The organism is Kitasatospora sp. NPDC096128 (genome assembly GCF_040303105.1).
Classification (GTDB): Bacteria; Actinomycetota; Actinomycetes; order Streptomycetales; family Streptomycetaceae; genus Kitasatospora.
Genome location: NZ_JBEOSP010000007.1, coordinates 1 through 20,232, shown reverse-complemented (window position 1 = coordinate 20,232; position 20,232 = coordinate 1). Strand labels below are relative to the sequence as shown.

Genomic DNA, 20,232 nt, shown 5'->3' with positions numbered 1-20,232 from the left:
GGTGGGCGGCCTGCGGCCCGGCCGCCCCAGGTGGTTCGGGGTCCGACCGGCAGGCGCATTCTCCCCCGTTCGGCGGCCAGAAGTCACCATTCGGCCGTCGCCGAATGAGAGCAGGATGAGAGGGGGAGCCGGTCCGGTCAGCGGATCTCGCGCAGCAGTCCGGTGTGGACGTCGAAGACGAAGCCGCGGACGTCGTCGGTGTGCGGCAGGAACGGGGAGGTGCGCACCCGCTGCATGGACTGGCGGACGTCGCCGTCCAGGTCGACGAAGGCCTCCACCGCCCACTGCGGGCGCTGGCCGACCTCCAGCTCCAGTTCGCGGCGGAAGTCCTCGGTGAGGCCGAGCAGGCCGCAGCCGGTGTGGTGGATCAGCGCGATCGAGCGGGTGCCCAGGGCGCGCTGGCTGATCGTCAGGGACCGGATGGTGTCGTCGGTGACGACGCCGCCGGCGTTGCGGATGACGTGGGCGTCGCCCAGTTCGAGGCCGAGGGCCGCGAACAGGTCGAGCCGGGCGTCCATGCAGGCCACCACGGCGATCTTCTGGACGGGACGGGCGTCCATGCCGCCGTCCCGGAAGGTCACCGCGTACTCGCGGTTGGCCGTCACGAAGCGGTCGATGATGGTGGGTCCGGCGGGGTCGGCAGCGGCGTTCGGCGTGGGCCGGTCGGGGGTCACTGTCATGGGGGCGACGTTAGTGCGGTCCGGGGCCCCGCGGTGGGGCGGAGAGCTACAGAACGCACCGCTGTGATCGAGCGCATAGCCACAACGGGAGGGTTTGTCCGGGCTGGTCCCGGAGTCGGCCCGGGAGCGGGTTCGGACCCGGTCGCCCGACGGGGCGCGCGCGGGTCCCCGAGGGCCCCCGGTCGGGGCCCTCGCCAGGCCGCCCCGACGGCCGCGACCTGCGGTGATCCGTACCGCCGCCCGGGTGGTGCGCCGGAGCGGACCATTGACTGGCGGGGCCGCCGCGATAGAGTTGCGGCGCGTTGGAGCACACCCCTCGGAGTCCGTCAACCGGGCCGTTCCGAACGGTGTGCGGCCCGGCCGATGCGGCTCGTGGCCTCCACCCGCTCCGTGTTCACCTGGCGCACCTTCCCCGGCGCCGGGCGGCCACGACCTTCCCCTCGAGCGGGCGGGGACCACGGGCCGCGTCGTCGTGCCGGCCGGTGGTGGGCGAGAATGGTCGGAGCTCCCGGTCGTCGGGCTGCTCCGCACCGAGGAAGGGCGCCACCGCGCATGACCACCAACGAACCGGGTCCCAAGCACGTTCCGGTGATGCTGCAGCGGTGCATGGACGCGCTGGCGCCGGCGATCTCGCGCCCCGGTGCCGTGGTGGTCGACGCGACCCTCGGCCTCGGCGGGCACAGCGAGGCGCTGCTGACCCAGTTCCCGGAGGTCCGGCTGATCGCGGTGGACCGCGACCCGCAGGCACTCAAGCTCTCCGGCGAGCGGCTGGCCCCCTTCGGCGACCGGGCCACCCTGGTGCACGCGGTGTACGACGAGATCCCCGAGGTGCTGGAGCGCCTGGGCATCGACGAGGTGGACGGCGTCCTGTTCGACCTCGGCGTCTCCTCGATGCAGCTGGACGAGGCCGACCGCGGTTTCGCCTACGCCCAGGACGCGCCGCTGGACATGCGGATGGACCAGACCCGGGGGATCAGCGCGGCGGAGGTGCTGAACACCTACAGCCACGGCGACCTGGCCCGGATCCTCAAGGTCTACGGCGAGGAGCGGTTCGCCGGGAAGATCGCGTCGGTCATCCTGCGGGAGCGGGAGAAGGAACCGTTCACCAACAGCGCGCGTCTGGTCGAGTTGGTGCGCAACGCGATTCCGGCGGCGACCCGCCGGACCGGCGGGAACCCGGCCAAGCGGACCTTCCAGGCGCTGCGGATCGAGGTCAACGGCGAGCTGGAGGTCCTGGACCGGGCGATCCCGGGGGCGCTGGAGGTCCTCGCGATCGGCGGCCGGATGGTCGTGATGTCGTACCAGTCGCTGGAGGACCGGCTGGTGAAGCAGTACTTCGCCGCCGGAGCGACCAACACCGCCCCGCCGGGCCTCCCGTTCATCCCGGAGGAGCACCAGCCCTGGCTCAAACTGATCACCCGCGGTGCCGAGCTTGCCACCGAGGAGGAGATCGAGGAGAACCGGCGCGCCGCGCCCGTGCGGCTGCGGGTGGCGGAGAGGATCAGGGACCGAAGCAAGCGGGGCTGAGGAACGGCTCCGGCGGGGTCCGAAGGGCGGAGGAGAGCGGTGGGGCCGGTGGCCGGTGAGGTCCGGGCGGGGCGGGGAGGACTCCCCGGACAGGGCAGGGCGCGGATCACGGTCCGGCCGGGGCGGCGCCCCGTGCGGGGGCGCACGCCGTTCGCGGTGCTCGTGGTGGTGCTGCTGGCGGCGGGGCTGCTCGGGCTGCTGGCGCTGAACACGGCGCTCAACGAGGGCTCCTTCGAGCTGTCCCGGTTGCAGAAGCAGACCACCAAGGCCACCGACGAGCAGCAGAGCCTCCAGCACGAGATCGACCAGAGCTCGGCCCCGGACGCGCTGGCCAAGCGGGCCGCCGAGCTGGGCATGGTCCCGGCCGGCGGGATGGCCTTCCTGGACGTGCCGAACGGCGGCAAGGTGATCGGCACGCCCGGTCCGGCGCAGGACAGCCCGCCGGTGAAGAAGTCGTCGGTCGAGCCGTGGCCGGTGAAGGCGTCGCCGGGCGCGCAGAGCCCGGCTCCGGCGCAGCCCTCCGCCCAGCCCAGCGCCTCGCCGAGCCCCCAGCCTCCGGCGCCGCCGACCGGCCAGGCGCCGCCGCCGACTCCGGCGGCCTCGGCCGGTGACTCGGTGATCCAGCTCAACCCGGTGACGTCCGCGCCGGCCCAGCACGGGGGTGGTACCCGATGACGACACCTCGTCAGCCGTCCGGTTCCGGCTCCGGCCGTCGGCAGCCGCCGCGCGCCGGAGCGGCTCGGCCCGCCGCAGGACGCGCCCAGCCCGCGAAGGGGCAGCCGGCCAAGGGACAGAGCGCCCGCGGCCAGTCCGGCAAGGTCCCGCCCCCGAAGGCGCAGCCGCCGAAGGCCCAGCCCGCGAAAGCGCAGCCCGCGAAGGGCCAGCCCGCCCGCGGCCAGTCGGCCAAGGCGCAGCCCGCCAGGAGCGCCTCCGTCGGCCGTACCCCGCGGGCGCCGCAGCAGCGACGCCCGGAGGGCCGTCCGGAGGGCCGTCCGCCGGCCCGCAGCCAGGCGGCGGTGCGGCCGCGTCCGAAGTCCCGGCTGCCGCAGCGCCCCAAGGCGTTGAGGCTGGCCGAGCCGAAGCGCCGGCTGCGGGTGATCACCGTGGCGCTGTCGCTGGTGTTCTCGGTCTTCGGCGGGCGCCTGGTGCAGCTCCAGCTGGTGGACGCGGACGCGCTGGCCGCCGACGCCAACAACAACCGCTACCAGAACATCCCGATCACCGCCGAGCGCGGCTCGATAACGTCCTCCGACGGCGTCGCGCTCGCGGCCACCGTGGACGCGTACGACATCACCGCCGACCCGGCGATGTTCACCCCGGAGGCGACCGGTATCCCGGACGCGCCGGAGCAGGCGGCCGCGCTGCTGTCGCCGATCATCGGCGTGTCCAAGGAGAAGATCGCCGCCGACCTGCACACCCCCAAGACCCGCTACAAGCGGCTCGCCGCGCAGCAGACCCCGGCCGCCAAGAGCCAGATCAGCGACCTGAAGGCGGGCCTGGAGAAGAAGGCCGGCTCGCGGGCCTGCCAGGCCCAGAAGAAGCTGCTCGGCAAGCCCGCCGACCAGGGCGGGCGCACCCGGGTGGACAACGAGTGCGCCAACCCGCTGGCCGGGGTGTTCAACCGGGACACCCAGAAGCGGGTCTACCCGGCCGAGGGGCTGGCCGCCAACCTGGTCGGCTTCGTCAATGGCGAGGGCGAGGGCGCCGGCGGGCTGGAGCTGCAGTACCAGAAGCAGCTGGCCGGCAAGGACGGCCACAGCAGCTACGCCCAGGCGGGCGGCCGGCTGGTGCCCACCGCCGGCGGCTCGATGGACCCGGCCGTGCCCGGCAACGACATCAAGCTGACCATCAACCGGGACATCCAGTGGGCCGCCCAGCGGGCGATCACCGACCAGGTGGCCAACTCCGGCGCGGAGAAGGGCTACGTGGTGGTCCAGGACGTGAAGACCGGCCAGGTCATCGCGATGGCCAGCGCGCCCGGCTTCAACCCCAACGACCTGAGCCTCGCCAAGCAGTCCCAGATGGGCAACCCGGCCCTGGTGGACGCGTACGAGCCGGGCAGCACCGCCAAGCTGATGAGCCTGGCGGCCGTGCTGGACTCCGGCAAGGCCAACTGGGACACCAGGGTGACCGTGCCCAACCGCCTGGTGCGGGCCGGGCAGCAGTTCAAGGACGACGTCGACCACAACGACTGGTACCTGACGCTGGCCGGGGTGCTCGCCAAGTCCTCCAACATCGGGACCATCGAGGCGGTCGAGACCCTCGGCGACGGCGACCAGCTGAAGGCCAACCAGATCCTGGACGGCTATATGCGCAAGTTCGGCGTGGCCCGGCCGACCGGTCTGAACTTCCCCGGGGAGACCCCGGGGATGCTCAAGAAGCCGGAGGACCTGGTCGCCTCGGAGAAGTACAACATCGCCTTCGGGCAGGGCCCGCTGCAGCTGAACGCGCTCCAGGCCACCGCCGTGTACTCGACCATCGCCAACGGCGGGGTGCGGGTCGCACCCAGCATCGTCCAGGGGATCACCGGGCCGGACGGCAAGTACGCCCCGACCCCGCCCGGCGAGCAGACCCGGGTGGTCAGCGAGCAGACCGCCAAGACCCTCACCTCGATGCTGGAGTCGGTCGTCGACGACGAGCAGGGGACCGGCGGCAAGGCCGCGATCCCCGGCTACCGGATCGCCGGGAAGACCGGTACCGCCAACCGGGGGGCCGCCGACGGCAAGGGCTACGACGGCTACACCGCCTCCTTCATCGGCTTCGCCCCCGCCGACGCCCCCCGCTACACCGTCTCCTGCACCCTCCAGGGCCCGGTCAACGGGCACTTCGGCGGGCAGCTGTGCGGCCCGGTGTTCAAGCAGGTGATGGAGTTCACCCTGAAGACCATGCAGGTCCCGCCGAGCGGAAGCCAGGCGCCGAACCTGCCCGTCGAGTGGAAGCCGTGAACGAGGATGAGCAACCAGCGGGCCGGTGCGGACGGCGGCGCGGCGAAGGGCCGGTTTGGCCCTGGGCACCCTTCGGCGGATAGCCTTCCCGCCGTGCCGAAACCCGATCAAACCACCGTGAGTCCGCCCCGCCCGACCGGGACCGCCGCTCTGCCGCTCGCCGAGCTGGCCGCCCGGCTGGGCCTGCCGCCCGTCCAGGGCGGCACCGTCACCGGCGTCACCCACGACTCCCGCGCGGTGCGCCCGGGCGACGTGTACGTGGCCTTCCCGGGCGCCAACCACCACGGCGCGGCCTTCACCGGCCAGGCCGCGGCCGCCGGCGCGGTGGCCGTGCTGACCGACCCGGCGGGCGCCGAGCTGGCCGCCCCCGCCGGCCTGCCGCTGCTGGTCGTGGACCGGCCGCGGGCCCGGATGGGCGAGCTGGCCGCGATCGTCTACGGCCACCCGTCGGAGCGGCTGCTGATGGTCGGGCTGACCGGCACCAACGGCAAGACCACCACCTCGTACCTGGTCGAGGGCGGTCTGCGCGGCGCCGGCCGGGTCCCGGGCGTGATCGGCACCGTCGAGATGCGGGTCGGCGAGGAGCGGATCAAGAGCGAGCGCACCACCCCCGAGGCGACCGACCTGCACGCGATCCTCGGCGTGATGGCCGAGCGCGGCGCGGACGCGGTGACCATGGAGGTCTCCAGCCACGCCCTGGTCTTCGGCCGCACCGACGGGGTGGCGTACGACGTCGCGCTGTTCAACAACCTCACCCCCGAGCACCTCGACTTCCACCCGGACATGGAGGACTACTTCCAGGCGAAGGCCCGGCTCTTCCAGCCCGGCAAGTCCCGCCACGGCGTGGTCAACCTGGACGACGAGTACGGCCGCCGGCTCGCCGCCGAGGCCGAGATCCCGGTGACCACCTTCTCCGCGACCGGCGACGCCGGGGCGGACTGGCGGGCCGTGGACGTCCAGCTCGGCCCGATCGGCTCCACCTTCCGGGTGGTCGGCCCGGACGGCGCCGGGGCGGACGCCTCCGTCCCGCTGCCCGGCCCGTTCAACGTCGCCAACGCGCTGGCCGCGATCACCGTGCTGGTCGCCGCCGGGCTGCCGCTGGAGCGGGCGGTGGCCGGGGTCGCCGCCGTCCCCGGCGTGCCGGGCCGGTTGGAGCGGGTGGACGCCGGGCAGCCCTTCGTCGCCGTGGTGGACTACGCCCACAAGCCGGACGCCCTGCAGGCCGTCCTCGCCTCGCTGCGCGAGGTCACCAAGGGTCGGCTGCACGTCGTCGTCGGCTGCGGCGGCGACCGCGATCCGCACAAGCGCGGACCGATGGGCGCCATCGCCGCCCGGCTCGCCGACACCGCCCTGCTGACCAGCGACAACCCGCGCAGCGAGGACCCGCTGGCGATCCTCGCCAGCATGCTGACCGGCGCCGCCGCGGTGCCCGAGGCCGAGCGCGGAGCCGTCCTGGTCGTCCCCGACCGGGCGGAGGCGATCCAGTTGGCGGTCGCCCGCGCCCGGGCGGGGGACACCGTGCTGGTGGCCGGCAAGGGCCACGAGCTCGGCCAGTACGTTCGAGACGAGATCCGCCCCTTCGACGACCGGGAGGTGCTGCGCGAATCCATTGCGCGGACCACGGCCGACCGGGGCGACCGAGGAGTAGAGCAGCAGTGATCGCACTGACCCTCGCCGAGGTGGCCGCCGCCGTCGGCGGCACCCTGGACGGCGCCGCCCCGGACACCCTGGTCACCGGCCCGGTCGAGGTCGACTCGCGGAAGGTGAGCCCCGGCGGCCTGTTCGCGGCCTTCGTCGGCGAGCACGTGGACGGCCACGACTACGCGGCCGTCGCGGTCGAGGCCGGCGCCGTCGCGGTGCTTGCCTCCCGTCCGGTCGGCGTGCCCGCCGTCCTGGTCGACAGTGTGGTGGAGGCCCTCGGCAGGCTGGCCCGCGCCGTGGTCGCCCGTGCCGAGGGCACCACGGTCGTCGCGCTGACCGGCTCGGCCGGCAAGACCAGCACCAAGGACCTGATCGCCCAGCTGCTCCAGCGCCACGGCGAGACCGTCTTCCCGCCCGGCTCGCTGAACAACGAGATCGGCCACCCGATGACCGCGCTGCGGGTCGAGGAGGGCACCCGGCACCTGGTCATGGAGATGGGCGCCCGGCACAAGGGCGACATCGAGTACCTCACCTCGATCACTCCGCCGCGGATCGGCCTGGTGCTCAACGTCGGCACCGCCCACGTCGGCGAGTTCGGCTCCCAGGAGGCGATCGCCCAGGCCAAGGGCGAGCTGGTCGAGGCGCTGCCCGCCGACGGCGCCGCGATCCTGAACGCGGACGACCGACTGGTGCGCGCCATGGCCTCCCGCACCCGGGCGAAGGTGGTCCTGTTCGGAGAGTCCCCGGACGCCCACGTCCGGGCCACCGGTGTTCGCCTGGACGCCACCGGACGGCCATCGTTCACGCTCACCACCCCGGCCGGTTCCGCACCCGTGCAACTGCGCCTGTACGGTGAGCACCACGTCTCGAACGCCCTCGCCGCCGCCGCGGTGGCGACGGAGCTCGGGATGACCGTCGACGACACCGCGGCAGCCCTGGGCGAGGCGGGTGCGCTGTCCCGCTGGCGCATGGAGGTCGTCGACCGGGCCGATGGTGTCACCGTCGTCAACGACGCCTACAACGCGAACCCCGACTCGATGCGGGCCGCGCTGCGGGCGCTGGTCTCGATCGGCGGCCGCGGTCCGGAGCGCCGCCGCACCTGGGCGGTGCTCGGCGAGATGCGGGAGCTCGGCGAGGAGAGCCTGGCCGAGCACGACGCCATCGGGCGGCTCGCCGTCCGGCTGGACGTCACCAAGCTGGTGGCGGTCGGCGGACGCGAGGCGGCCTGCATGGAACTCGGTGCGAGGAACGAAGGTTCGTGGGGTGAGGAGTCGGTGCTGGTGTCCGACGCGGACGCGGCGGTCGAGCTGCTGCGCAGTCAGCTGCGGCCGGGGGATGTGGTCCTGGTGAAGGCGTCCCGTTCGGTGGGGTTGGAGAAGGTGGCCGAGGCCCTCCTGACGGACGGTGCTGCCCGATGATGAAGCAGATCCTCTTCTCCGGGATGATCGGCCTGATCCTCTCGCTGGTCGGCACGCCCGCCCTGATCAAGCTGCTCGCGCGCGGGGGCTACGGCCAGTACATCCGTGACGACGGCCCCAAGGCGCACCACAGCAAGAAGGGCACGCCCACCATGGGCGGCATCGCCTTCATCCTGGCGACCCTGATCGCCTACTTCGCCACGAAGGCGATAACGGGCGACAGCCCGACCGCCTCCGGGCTGCTGGTGCTCTTCCTGACCGCGGGCCTCGGCCTGGTCGGCTTCCTGGACGACTACATCAAGGTCGTCAAGCGCCGTTCGCTCGGCCTGCGGGCGAAGGCGAAGCTGGCCGGCCAGTCGATCGTCGGCCTGGTCTTCGCCGTCCTGGCGCTGCAGTTCCACGACGACCGCGGGCTCAGCCCGGCCTCCCAGTCGCTGTCCTTCGTGCGCGACTTCAAGTGGTCGATCGGCCCGGTGCTGTTCGTCATCTTCGCGTACTTCATGATCGCGGCGACCTCCAACGGCGTGAACCTGACGGACGGTCTGGACGGCCTGGCCACCGGCGCCTCGGTGATGGCCTTCGGCGCCTACACCTTCATCGGCGTCTGGGAGTACACCCAGAGCTGCGCCTACTTCATCTCCGCCACCGGCGCCTGCTACGACGTCCGGGACCCCCTGGACCTCGCGGTGGTGGCCTCCGCCCTGATGGGCTCCTGCTTCGGCTTCCTGTGGTGGAACACCTCGCCCGCCAAGATCTTCATGGGTGACACCGGCTCGCTCGCCCTCGGCGGCGCCCTGGCCGGTCTGGCGATCTGCTCGCGCACCGAGCTGCTGCTGATCCTGCTCGGCGGCCTCTTCATGATCATCACGCTGTCGGTGATCATCCAGGTCGGCTCCTTCCGGATGACCGGCAAGCGCGTCTTCAAGATGGCGCCACTGCAGCACCACTTCGAACTCAAGGGCTGGAGCGAAGTCCTGGTCGTGGTCCGCTTCTGGATCATCCAGGGCCTGTGCGTGGCCGTCGGCCTCGGCCTCTTCTACGCGGGATACCGGACCGGATGAACCCCCAGATGAACGAATCGCAGTTCATGAACCTGCCCGTGGTGGTCGCCGGTCTCGGCGTCTCGGGCATCAGCGCCGCGCGCGTCCTGAACAGGCTCGGCGCGAGCGTCACCGTGGTCGACGGCGGCAGCGGCGAGGGCCTGCGGGCCCGCGCCGCCGAGCTGGAGGCGCTGGGCATCGCGGTGCGCCTGGGCGACGGCGCGAGCCTGCCCGAGGGCACCGGACTGATCGTCACCTCGCCCGGCTGGGCCCCCGACAGCCCGCTGTTCGCCGCCGCCGCGGCGGCCGGTGTGCCGGTCTGGGGCGACGTCGAGCTGGCCTGGCGGCTGCGCAAGCCGCTGCCGGCCACCGGCGAGCCCGCCCCCTGGCTGGCCGTCACCGGCACCAACGGCAAGACCACCACCGTCCAGATGCTCGCCTCGATCCTCGGCGCGGCCGGCAGGCGCACCGCCGCCGTCGGCAACGTCGGGGTCTCGGTGCTGGACGCGGTGCTCGCCGAGGAGCCGTACGACGTGCTCGCCGTCGAGCTCTCCAGCTACCAGCTGCACTGGGCGCCCTCGCTGCGCCCGTACTCGGCGGCCGTGCTCAACCTGGCCCCGGACCACCTCGACTGGCACGGCTCGATGGAGGCGTACGCCGCCGACAAGGGCCGGATCTACGAGGGCAACGTGGTGGCCTGCGTGTACAACCTGGCCGACCCGGCCACCGAGGCGCTGGTCATGGAGGCCGACGTCGAGGAGGGCTGCCGGGCGATCGGCTTCGGACTCGGCGCGCCGAGCCCGTCGAACTTCGGCGTGGTGGACGGCCTGCTGGTGGACCGCGCCTTCGTCGAGGACCGGACCAAGAACGCGGCCGAGCTGGGCTCGGTCGAGGACGTCAACCCGCCGGCCCCGCACAACATCGCCAACGCGCTCGCTGCGGCGGCGCTGGCCCGGGCGTACGGGGTCGACCCGAAGGCCGTCCGGGAGGGCCTGCGGGCCTTCCGCCCGGACGCCCACCGGATCGCCGAGGTGGGGACGGTCCGCGAGGTCACGTACATCGACGACTCCAAGGCCACCAACACCCACGCCGCGGCGGCCTCGCTGGCCGCCTACCGGCCGATCGTCTGGATCGCCGGGGGTCTGGCCAAGGGCGCGACCTTCGACGACCTGGTCCAGGGCGCTGCCGAGCGGCTGCGCGCGGTCGTGCTGATCGGGCAGGACCGGGCGCTGATCCGCGCGGCGCTGGAGCGACACGCTCCGGATGTGCCGGTGATCGAGGCCGCCGAGGGCCAGACTGGCGCGGTGGCGATGACCGAGGTCGTTCGAACGGCCGCATCGCTCGCCCGATCGGGTGACACGGTGCTGCTGGCCCCGGCCTGCGCCTCGATGGACATGTTCACCAACTACGGCGAGCGCGGCGACCTGTTCGCGGCAGCCGTCCGGGAGCTGGCGGACCCCTCCGGCGAGTGAGCCGGCGCTCGGGTCGGAGCGGCCTGGAGGCGAACGAGCCGTAGAAGAGGGAGCGGGGAGCGGTGGCGGGGCAGGGCAGGGCGGATTCCGGCGGGACGAAGCAGGACACCGCCGAGCCGTGGCGAGTGATCTCCGCCACCACGACCAAGTACAAGTCGGCCGGTCCACTGGGGCGGTTGCAGGCCTTCCGGGCCCGCGTCCGCTACTGGCTGGACCGGCCGCTCACGCCGTACCTGCTGGTCGTGGGCACGACCCTGCTGCTGCTCGTGCTCGGTCTGATGATGGTCTTCTCGGCCTCGCAGATCCTGGCGCTGAACCAGCACCACACCGCGCAGTACTACTTCCTCAAGCAGCTGATCGCGGCCATCCTCGGCCTGGTGCTGCTGGTCGGCTTCGCGTCCGTCCCGGTGGCGGTGCTGCGGGTGATCGTCTACCCGGTGATGTTCGGGGTGATCGGCGCGCTCGCGCTGGTCGCCGTGCCCGGCATCGGGGTGCGGATCAACGGCAACCAGAACTGGCTGGACTTCGGGTTCTTCCAGTTCCAGCCCTCCGAGTTCGCCAAGCTCGCGCTGGTCCTCTGGGGCGCCGACCTGCTCGCCCGCAAGCAGAAGGCCGGCACCCTCACCACCTGGAAGCACCTGCTGGTCCCGCTGGTGCCCGGAGCCCTGCTGCTGCTCGCGCTGATCATGATCGGCGGTGACATGGGCACCTCGATGATCCTGGTGGCCATGGTGTTCGCACTGCTCTGGATGGTCGGTGCGCCGCTGCGGCTGTTCGTGGCCACCGTCGGGGTGGCGGTCGTGGTCTGCACCGCCCTGGTGGTCACCGTCCCGCACCGCGCCGAGCGCCTGGGCTGCATCGGCGTCACCAAGCTCGACCCGGACGGCGCCTGCTTCCAGGCCCTGCACGGCGTCTACTCGTTCGCCCTCGGCGGCGGCTTCGGCACCGGCCTCGGCGCCGGCGTGGAGAAGTGGGGCCAGCTACCCGAGGCGCACACCGACTTCATCTTCGCCGCGACCGGCGAGGAACTCGGTCTGGTGGGGACGCTGTCGGTGATCGGTCTCTTCGCGGCACTAGGCTACGCGGGTATCCGTGTGGCCATCGGTACGAAGGACCCCTTCGTCAGGTACGCCGCGGGAGCCGCCACCACCTGGATCATGGCGCAGGCCATGATCAACCTGGGGTCGGCGCTGGGACTGCTGCCCATCGCGGGCGTCCCGCTCCCGCTGTTCTCCTACGGCGGTTCCGCCATGCTGTCGGCCATGTCCGCGATCGGGGTGCTGCTGTGCCTGGCACGCAGCTCCTCGGGCGCGAAGGCGGCCCTGGCCGCCCGGAGCAAGAACTCCCGGATCAGGAAGCGACTGGCCCGGGTGCTGCCACGACGACGAACCACAGCGCGCCCGGCCCCCGGGTCGGCACGCAGGGAGCGGTGAATTTCGGTGCATGTCGTACTCGCCGGCGGGGGGACCGCCGGTCACATCGAGCCGGCCATGGCCCTCGCGGACGCACTCCGCAGGCACGACCCGTCCATCGGGATCACCGCCCTGGGCACCGAGAAGGGGCTGGAGACCCGGCTGGTACCCGAGCGCGGCTACCAGCTGGAGCTCATCCCGGCCGTGCCGCTGCCCCGCAAGCCCACCCCCGAGCTGATCACCGTCCCCGGCCGGCTGCGCGGCACCGTGCGGGCCGCCCAGGAGATCATCGAGCGGGTCAACGCGGACGCCGTGGTCGGCTTCGGCGGCTACGTCGCGATGCCCGCCTACCTGGCGGCCAAGCGGGCCGGTGTGCCGATCGTGGTGCACGAGGCCAACGCCCGCCCGGGCCTGGCCAACAAGATCGGCGCCCGCTACACCGACTTCGTCGCGGTCTCCACCCCGGACAGCAAGCTGCGCGACTCCCGGTACATCGGCATCCCGCTGCGCCGGACCATCGCCACCCTGGACCGCAACGCCACCCGGCCGGAGGCCCGCCAGTACTTCGGCCTCGACCAGCGGCTGCCCACCCTGCTGGTCTCCGGCGGTTCCCAGGGCGCTCGCCGACTCAACGAGACGGTCACCGCGATCGCCCCGCGGCTCCAGCAGTACGGCGTGCAGATCCTGCACGCGGTCGGCCCGAAGAACGAGCTGCCGCAGGTCGCCGACGTCCCCGGGATGCCGCCGTACCGCCCGGTGCCGTACATCGACCGGATGGACCTCGCCTACGCGGCCGCCGACCTGATGCTCTGCCGGGCCGGCGCCATGACCGTCGCCGAGCTGGCCGCGGTCGGCCTGCCCGCCGCCTTCGTCCCGCTGCCGATCGGCAACGGCGAGCAGCGGCTGAACGCCCAGCCGATGGTCAAGGCCGGCGGCGGCCTGCTGGTGGACGACGCCGAGCTGACCTCGGACTGGGTGCTGCAGAACGTGCTGCCGGTGCTCACCGACCCGCAGCGGCTGTGGGACATGAGCCGGGCCGCCGCCGAGTTCGGCCGCCGGGACGCGGACGACCTGTTGGTCGGCATGGTGTACGAGGCGATCCAGGCCCACCGGGGCGGTCGCCGCCGTGGCTGACGGCCGGCTCGCCGGCCCACCCCCGGCCTCCGGCCGGGGGTACCCCAAGGACGAGGACGAGTTCGGGGACGAGGAGGAGTCCGCTCCGCGTCTCCGGCTCTCCCGGCGGGGCATCGCGGTGCTGGGCGTGCTCGGCGCCGCGGTGCTGGGCACGCTCGCCTGGGTGGTGTTCTTCTCCTCGGTGCTGGACGTGCGCGACGTCGCCGTCCAGGGTGCGACGGACGACAAGCTGACGTCGGACCAGGTCCGCGCGGCGGTCGGCGGGCTCGCCGACGGCCCGCTGGCCCGGGTCGACCTGGACGGCGTCCGGCAGCGGGTGGAGGCGATCCCCCGGGTGGCGAAGGCCGAGGTGTGGCGGGGCTGGCCGCACACCCTCCAGGTCAAGGTGGTGCAGCGCACGGCCGCCGCCGCCGTCAAGGGGGATGACGGCCAGTTCACCCAGGTGGACGCCGGCGGCGTGAGCTTCGCCACCGAGGCGGCCCCGCCGCAGGGCGTGCCGGTGGTGGAACTGCGGCTCAGTCAGTCCGCGAAGGACGTGGACGGGGTGATCTCCCGGGGCCAGTTGGTGCAGGGCGCGGTGGCGGTGGCCGCCGGGCTCCCGCCGGAGATCGCCAAGCGGGCCGGATCGGTCCTGGTGCACTCCTACGACGACATCGAACTGCAGCTCAGCGGGGGTGCGACGGTGCGTTGGGGGAGCCCCGAGCAGACCGACCGGAAGGCCCGGGTGCTGCTCGCGCTGATGAAGCAGAAGGGCACCAGCTTCGACGTGACGGCGCCGGAGGCGCCGGCGGTGTCCGGTTGATCCGCTAGATTCTGTGCCCGAGGGAGGGGTTGACGCCTCGAAGTGTCGGCCCGACCCTTGGTGGTCACCCCGGTTTCCATTGCCGGCCGATGATCACATAGGCTCAAAAGAAAAAGGGAAGCTCGGCGTGTTCGTTGAAACGCGTGCCCGGAGCCACCTAGTGTCCTGTGTCACCAGACTGTGTCCATTGGTGATGTGACGGAGACACAGGACTAACCCTAAAGGTCAAGTTTAGGGTTGGGGTCGGCGGTCGGCATTTCGGACATTCAGTCAGAAACCAGGCTCCCTACCCATCGACATCCGTCGGTACGGCCCCCGTCGGGCCGCACCGACCCGGAAATTCGAGGCGAGAGGCCTTCGACGTGGCAGCACCGCAGAACTACCTCGCAGTCATCAAGGTCGTCGGAATCGGCGGCGGTGGTGTCAACGCCATCAACCGGATGATCGAGGTCGGTCTCAAGGGCGTCGAGTTCATCGCGATCAACACCGATGCGCAGGCCCTCCTCATGAGCGACGCCGACGTCAAGCTCGATGTGGGCCGTGAACTCACCCGGGGCCTCGGCGCCGGCGCCAACCCCGAGGTCGGCCGCAAGGCGGCAGAGGACCACCGCGAGGAGATCGAGGAGGTCCTCAAGGGGGCCGACATGGTCTTCGTGACCGCCGGCGAGGGCGGTGGCACGGGCACGGGCGGCGCGCCCGTCGTCGCCAACATCGCCCGCTCGCTGGGTGCCCTGACCATCGGCGTGGTCACCCGCCCCTTCACCTTCGAGGGCCGCCGCCGGGCCAACCAGGCCGAGGACGGCATCGCCTCCCTGCGCGAAGAGGTCGACACCCTCATCGTGATCCCCAACGACCGGCTGCTGTCCATCTCGGACCGCCAGGTCAGCGTGCTGGACGCGTTCCGCTCGGCCGACCAGGTCCTGCTCTCCGGTGTCCAGGGCATCACCGACCTGATCACCACCCCGGGTCTGATCAACCTCGACTTCGCCGACGTCAAGTCCGTCATGTCGGAGGCCGGTTCGGCACTCATGGGCATCGGCTCGGCCCGCGGTGAGGACCGCGCCAAGGCCGCCGCCGTGATGGCCATCTCCTCGCCGCTGCTGGAGGCCTCGATCGACGGCGCCCGCGGCGTGCTGCTGTCCATCTCGGGCGGCTCCGACCTCGGCCTGTTCGAGATCAACGAGTCGGCCCAGCTGGTCAGCGAGGCCGCGCACCCCGAGGCCAACATCATCTTCGGTGCGGTCATCGACGACGCGCTCGGCGACGAGGTGCGGGTCACCGTCATCGCGGCCGGCTTCGACGGCGGTCAGCCGCCGGCGATCGTCCGCGACCCGGTGGTGAAGTCCACCACCCCCGCCGCCCCGGCGACCCCGTCGGCCGCCCCGGAGCGCCCGGCCGGCCGGCCGTCCTACGGGGGCATCGGCTCGGTGACGTCCCGTTCGGACGGGGAGGCCCCGGCCGCCCCGTCGCGTTCGGCCGAGACCTCGGCCACCACGACCGCCGCCCCGGTGCCGCCGCAGGTGCAGCCCGCCCGGCAGCCGTTCGTGGAGAGCCCGGCCGAGGAACTCGACGTGCCGGATTTCCTTAAGTGATCGATCACGCCGTTCGCGCGGGTGCTCACTTCGCCTTCACCGATCGGTGGGGCGGGGTGAGCACTTCGCCGTACGGGGAGCTCAACCTCGGCGGCGCGGTGGGCGACGACCCGGCGGCGGTCCGGGAGAACCGGGCCGTCGCGGCCCGGGAACTGGGGCTGGACCCGGCCGACGTGGTCTGGATGAACCAGGTGCACGGAGCCGAGGTGGCCGTGGTGACGCGGCGACAGCCGCTCGGGGAGGCCCCGACGGTGGACGCGGTGGTCACCGACCGCCCGCTCGCCCTCGCGGTGCTGACCGCGGACTGCACCCCGGTGCTGCTGGCCGACCCGGTCGCGGGGGTGGTGGGCGCGGCCCACGCGGGCCGGCCCGGACTGGCGGCCGGGGTGGTGCCCGCGGTCGTCGAGGCGATGGTCGCACTGGGGGCCGAACCGGCGCGGATCACCGCCGCCACCGGCCCCGCCGTCTGCGGGCTGTGCTACGAGGTGCCGGCCGAACTGCGCGCCGAGGTCGCCGAGGTCGTCCCGGCGGCCTTCGCCGAGACCTCGTGGGGGACCCCGGCGCTGGACGTGCCGGCCGGGGTCGCGGCCCAACTGGCCGCGGCGGGGGTCACCGACCTGGTGCGCTCACCGGTCTGCACCCTCGAATCCGCCGATCACTTCTCCTATCGTCGCGAGCAGCGTACGGGCCGGCTCGCGAGCTACGTCTGGTTGGGCTCTGATCACTGATGACGAATGACATCTACGGACCGTTCCCCGGCGGGCCTGACTTCCTGGGGGCTCTGACCGAGGGCCGGCGGGCCCGGTACGAGGAGCTCGGGACCAACCTGGACGTGGTGGAGCGTCGGATCGTGGACGCCTGTGCGGCTGCGGGGCGCCCGCGCGAGGACGTCACCCTGATCGTCGTCACCAAGACCTACCCGGCCGAGGACACCGCCCTGCTCGCCGGACTGGGTGTGACGGATGTCGCGGAGAACCGCGACCAGGACGCCGCACCCAAGGCGGAACAGTGCAGAAACCTTCCTCTTGACTGGCACTTCGTCGGACAGCTGCAGACCAACAAGGTCCGCTCGGTGGTCCGGTACGCGAACCACGTGCACTCGGTGGACCGGCTGCGGCTCGTCGAGTCGCTCTCGGCGGCCGTGCTCAAGTCCGAGCGCTCGGAACTGGGCTGCCTGGTGCAGGTGGCGCTGGACAAGGAGCACGGGGAGGGCGGGCACCGGGCCGGGGTCGCCCCCGAGGACGTCGCCGAACTCACCGACGCGATCGCCGACACGCCCGGGCTGCGCCTGGACGGTGTGATGACCGTCGCTCCGCTGGCCGGTCCGCTGGCCGGGGACCCGGCTCGCGCCTTCGAGCGGCTGGCGGAAATCGCAACCGCCGTACGGGCGGCCCATCCGGCTGCCACCATGGTCTCCGCAGGCATGAGCGGTGACCTTGAGCAGGCGATTGCCGCCGGAGCGACACATGTACGCGTCGGAACGGCGGTACTCGGAGTGAGGTCACCCCTCGGGTAACGTCACCGGGTAGTAGATCAGACTGCAGGACAAAATAGGACAGAAGCTAGCAGCTTTCGGAAGTGCTAGCCAACCGTGGATCGCAGCTCCGCGGCCCCACTCCCACGAACTCTGACGGCGCGTCGCCTTGACGGGCCGTCGTGGGCGGACCGCGGAATTCGCAGGCGGGGTCGTGGCCCGGTCGTCGAGTCGGAGCCGGTGGTCCGCATTGAGCGAGCGAAGCGAGCGACCATCGGAAGGTGCGCGTTTCGCGAATCAGCCGCCGAGCGTCAGCGAGGTGGCCATGAAGCGGAGGAGACAGGAGCATGGCCGGCGCAATGCGCAAGATGGCGGTCTACCTCGGCCTCGTGGAGGACGAGACGTACGACGGCCAGGGGTACGACCCCGACGACGACTACGACGCGGACCCCGAGCCGATCCGAACCGGGCAGCGGACCGAGGACATCCCCCGGCCGGCAGCCGCCCCCGCTCCCGCTCCGGTCTCTTCGATCACCCCGCAGCCGGTGCCGGCCGCGGTGCCGATCCGGCAGGAGACCCCGAGGATGGCCCCCGTGTCGTCCATCACACCCGACCGCCGCCACAACCTGGAGAAGAGCGCCCCGGTGATCATGCCCAAGGTAGTGAACGAACGAGAGCCCTACCGCATCACCACACTGCACCCCCGGACCTACAACGAGGCCCGTACCATCGGGGAACAGTTCCGCGGCGGGACCCCTGTGATCATGAATCTGACCGAGATGGACGACACGGACGCCAAGCGGCTCGTAGACTTCGCCGCTGGACTCGTCTTCGGTCTGCACGGCAGTATCGAGCGCGTGACACAGAAGGTGTTCCTGCTGTCGCCTGCTAACGTCGATGTCACGGCGGAGGACAAGGCTCGGATCGCCGAGGGTGGGTTCTTCAACCAGAGCTGACCCGGCCACGACTTTACGTGTGGATCTGATCAACAGTGGTTGGCGACAGGTGACGAGCGGCAGGCCCTGAGGGCCCGGGACCGGGGAGAGGGAAACGCGATGGACATCGTGTGGGCGGTGCTCTACTACGCCCTGACCGTCTTCCTGGTGTTCCTGCTCGTACGACTGGTCATGGACTGGGTCTTCCAGTTCGCGCGTTCGTGGCGGCCCGGCAAGGCCATGGTTCTGGTCCTGGAGGCCACGTACACTGTCACGGATCCGCCGCTCAAGCTTCTTCGGCGGTTCATCCCGCCGTTGCGTTTCGGGGGCGTGGCGCTCGACCTGTCCTTCTTCGTACTGATGATCATTGTGTATGTCCTGATCTCGCTTGTGCACCCCTAGTCGTAGGTGAGCGATGCGACAGGATGCCGGTGTGCCGACGATCACGTTGAGGTGAAGAGATGCCATTGACCCCCGAGGACGTTCGGAACAAGCAGTTCACGACCGTCCGCCTGCGTGAAGGCTATGACGAGGACGAGGTCGATGCCTTCCTCGACGAGGTCGAGGCGGAGCTGACCCGCCTCCTCCGGGAGAACGAGGACCTGCGAGCCAAGCTGGCCGCCGCGACTCGCGCCGCCGCGCAGAACCAGGCCAACATGCGGAAGGAGCCGCCGCAGGACGCCCAGCGTCCGGCCGCTCCCGTCCCGGCCGCCATATCCGGCCCGCCGGTCCCCGGCCAGCAGGGCCCGGGTGGACCCCAGCAGATGGGCCCCGGCGGCCCGCAGCAGATGGGTCCGGGCGGTCCGCAGCAGATGGGCCCTGGTGGTCCGCAGCAGCAGATGGGCAACCAGCCCCTCGGCCTGCCGTCCGGCGCGCCGCAGCTCCCGGCCGGCACCGGTGGCCCGATGGGGCCCGGCGGTCCGCAGCAGCAGCAGCAGATGGGCCAGACCATGGGCGGCCAGCAGCAGCTGGTGCAGCCGATGGGTGGTCAGATGCTCCAGCCCATGGGCGGTCCCGGTGGCCCGCAGCAGATGGGCAACCCGATGGGCCAGGGCATGGGCCAGGGCATGGGCCAGCAGCAGCAGATGCAGCCGATGGGTGGCCCCATGGGCGGCCCGCAGCAGATGGGCGGTCCGCTCGGCGGCCCGATGCAGCAGCAGCAGGGTCCCGGCGGCGACAGCGCGGCCCGCGTGCTGGCGCTCGCCCAGCAGACCGCCGACCAGGCGATCTCCGAGGCCCGGTCCGAGGCCAACAAGATCGTCGGCGAGGCGCGCAGCCGGGCCGAGGGTCTGGAGCGCGACGCCCGCGCCAAGGCCGACGCCCTGGAGCGGGACGCTCAGGAGAAGCACCGCGTCGCGATGGGGTCGCTGGAGTCCGCGCGGGCCACGCTGGAGCGCAAGGTCGAGGACCTTCGGGCGTTCGAGCGGGAGTACCGCACGCGGCTGAAGTCGTACCTGGAGACCCAGCTGCGTCAGCTGGAGTCGCAGGCCGACGACTCGCTCGCGCCGCCGCGGATCCCTGCCACCGCGTCGCTGCCGCCGGCGGCTTCGTCGATGGCTCCGGCCGGGGCCGGGTCGATGGGCTCTGCGCCGTCGTTCGGTGGGAACCAGCCGTCGTTCGGGGGCAACTCGCCGTCCTTCGGGGGGCAGAGCTCCTTCGGCGGGAACCCGCCGGCGCCGAGCTTCGGTGGGCAGCAGGGTGGGAACACCGGTGCGCCGCAGATGCAGCCGGCCGGGATGACCCAGCCGATGGCGGCCGTCCGGCCGCAGCCGCCGCAGCCGATGCAGCAGGCTCCGGCGCCGATGCGGGGCTTCCTGATCGACGAGGACGGCGACAACTGAGGTTGTAGCTGGGGTTTTTGGGGCGTCCCCTTTCTGGCCTTCGGGTCGGGGAGGGGGCGTCTTTTTGTGCGTGGGGTTCGGGGGCGGTGGGGGTGAGGGGGTTCCGCTGCGCGGGGCTGGGGTGGGGTGGGGGGCTTTCGGGAGGGTGGGTGGGTCCGGGGGCGGTGGAGGGGGTGGGCGCTCCGGGGGCTGGATGATTTTCGGACCGCCGACTCTGTTGGGTGGGGGGCGCTCGCCGTTGGCGGTCTGAAAATCACCCGTCACGCCCCTCTCCGCACCCACCCCCTCCACCGCCCCCTCCCGCAGCGCGTCCCTCTCG

General features: G+C 72.1%; 17 protein-coding genes. 16 read left to right on the top strand and 1 reads right to left on the bottom strand.

Annotated features, from left to right (window positions below):
• Nucleotides 1-137: 137 nt before the first annotated feature.
• Nucleotides 138-680: a beta-class carbonic anhydrase gene (locus ABTY61_RS10230; protein WP_350504513.1), complete on the bottom strand. Its 543-nt coding sequence runs from the start codon at nt 678-680 to the stop codon at nt 138-140.
• A gap of 552 nt (nt 681-1,232) precedes the next feature.
• Here ABTY61_RS10230 and rsmH point away from each other — a divergent pair.
• The 16 genes from rsmH to ABTY61_RS10150 all read left to right on the top strand — a co-directional run bounded on the left by rsmH (nt 1,233) and on the right by ABTY61_RS10150 (nt 19,913).
• The gene (gene rsmH, locus ABTY61_RS10225) at nt 1,233-2,207 is read left to right on the top strand and encodes a 16S rRNA (cytosine(1402)-N(4))-methyltransferase RsmH (protein ID WP_350504512.1); all 975 of its coding nucleotides are present in this window, start codon (nt 1,233-1,235) and stop codon (nt 2,205-2,207) included.
• A gap of 132 nt (nt 2,208-2,339) precedes the next feature.
• Complete coding sequence (ftsL, locus tag ABTY61_RS10220; RefSeq protein ID WP_350504511.1) at nt 2,340-2,882, top strand: cell division protein FtsL; 543 nt, start codon at nt 2,340-2,342, stop codon at nt 2,880-2,882.
• Nucleotides 2,879-5,152, top strand: a complete 2,274-nt coding sequence (locus ABTY61_RS10215) for a peptidoglycan D,D-transpeptidase FtsI family protein (protein ID WP_350504510.1) — start codon at nt 2,879-2,881, stop codon at nt 5,150-5,152. Before ftsL ends, ABTY61_RS10215 begins: the two co-directional genes overlap by 4 nt.
• Before the next feature lie 6 nt (nt 5,153-5,158).
• Nucleotides 5,159-6,811: a UDP-N-acetylmuramoyl-L-alanyl-D-glutamate--2,6-diaminopimelate ligase gene (locus tag ABTY61_RS10210; RefSeq protein ID WP_502895264.1), complete on the top strand. Its 1,653-nt coding sequence runs from the start codon at nt 5,159-5,161 to the stop codon at nt 6,809-6,811.
• A complete protein-coding gene (locus tag ABTY61_RS10205) occupies nt 6,808-8,211 on the top strand; it encodes a UDP-N-acetylmuramoyl-tripeptide--D-alanyl-D-alanine ligase (RefSeq protein WP_350504508.1) in 1,404 nt (467 codons plus the stop codon). Before ABTY61_RS10210 ends, ABTY61_RS10205 begins: the two co-directional genes overlap by 4 nt.
• On the top strand, nt 8,211-9,272 hold the full coding sequence (gene mraY, locus ABTY61_RS10200; RefSeq protein ID WP_350504707.1) for a phospho-N-acetylmuramoyl-pentapeptide-transferase: 1,062 nt from the start codon (nt 8,211-8,213) through the stop codon (nt 9,270-9,272). The genes ABTY61_RS10205 and mraY overlap by 1 nt, the downstream gene beginning before the upstream one ends.
• An 8-nt stretch (nt 9,273-9,280) precedes the next feature.
• Entirely contained in the window at nt 9,281-10,723 is a 1,443-nt protein-coding gene (gene murD / locus ABTY61_RS10195) for a UDP-N-acetylmuramoyl-L-alanine--D-glutamate ligase (RefSeq protein ID WP_350504507.1), read from the top strand.
• A gap of 62 nt (nt 10,724-10,785) precedes the next feature.
• Nucleotides 10,786-12,156 carry a putative lipid II flippase FtsW gene (gene ftsW / locus ABTY61_RS10190; RefSeq protein ID WP_502895263.1) on the top strand — a complete coding sequence of 457 codons (1,371 nt, stop codon included), beginning with the start codon at nt 10,786-10,788 and terminating at the stop codon, nt 12,154-12,156.
• 6 nt (nt 12,157-12,162) lie between these two features.
• Nucleotides 12,163-13,269, top strand: a complete 1,107-nt coding sequence (murG, locus tag ABTY61_RS10185; protein ID WP_350504506.1) for an undecaprenyldiphospho-muramoylpentapeptide beta-N-acetylglucosaminyltransferase — start codon at nt 12,163-12,165, stop codon at nt 13,267-13,269.
• Nucleotides 13,262-14,071: a cell division protein FtsQ/DivIB gene (locus tag ABTY61_RS10180; RefSeq protein WP_350504505.1), complete on the top strand. Its 810-nt coding sequence runs from the start codon at nt 13,262-13,264 to the stop codon at nt 14,069-14,071. The genes murG and ABTY61_RS10180 overlap by 8 nt, the downstream gene beginning before the upstream one ends.
• A 362-nt stretch (nt 14,072-14,433) precedes the next feature.
• Entirely contained in the window at nt 14,434-15,663 is a 1,230-nt protein-coding gene (gene ftsZ / locus ABTY61_RS10175) for a cell division protein FtsZ (RefSeq protein ID WP_350504504.1), read from the top strand.
• Nucleotides 15,660-16,391, top strand: a complete 732-nt coding sequence (gene pgeF, locus ABTY61_RS10170; protein WP_350504503.1) for a peptidoglycan editing factor PgeF — start codon at nt 15,660-15,662, stop codon at nt 16,389-16,391. Before ftsZ ends, pgeF begins: the two co-directional genes overlap by 4 nt.
• Entirely contained in the window at nt 16,391-17,179 is a 789-nt protein-coding gene (locus ABTY61_RS10165; protein WP_350504502.1) for a YggS family pyridoxal phosphate-dependent enzyme, read from the top strand. Before pgeF ends, ABTY61_RS10165 begins: the two co-directional genes overlap by 1 nt.
• 305 nt (nt 17,180-17,484) lie before the next feature.
• Nucleotides 17,485-18,093, top strand: a complete 609-nt coding sequence (locus ABTY61_RS10160) for a cell division protein SepF (RefSeq protein ID WP_350504501.1) — start codon at nt 17,485-17,487, stop codon at nt 18,091-18,093.
• Nucleotides 18,094-18,192: 99 nt separating this feature from the next.
• A complete protein-coding gene (locus ABTY61_RS10155) occupies nt 18,193-18,474 on the top strand; it encodes a YggT family protein (RefSeq protein WP_030282903.1) in 282 nt (93 codons plus the stop codon).
• 59 nt (nt 18,475-18,533) lie between these two features.
• Nucleotides 18,534-19,913, top strand: coding sequence for a DivIVA domain-containing protein (locus tag ABTY61_RS10150; RefSeq protein WP_350504500.1), 1,380 nt, complete (start codon nt 18,534-18,536; stop codon nt 19,911-19,913).
• The last annotated feature ends 319 nt before the right edge of the window (nt 19,914-20,232 follow it).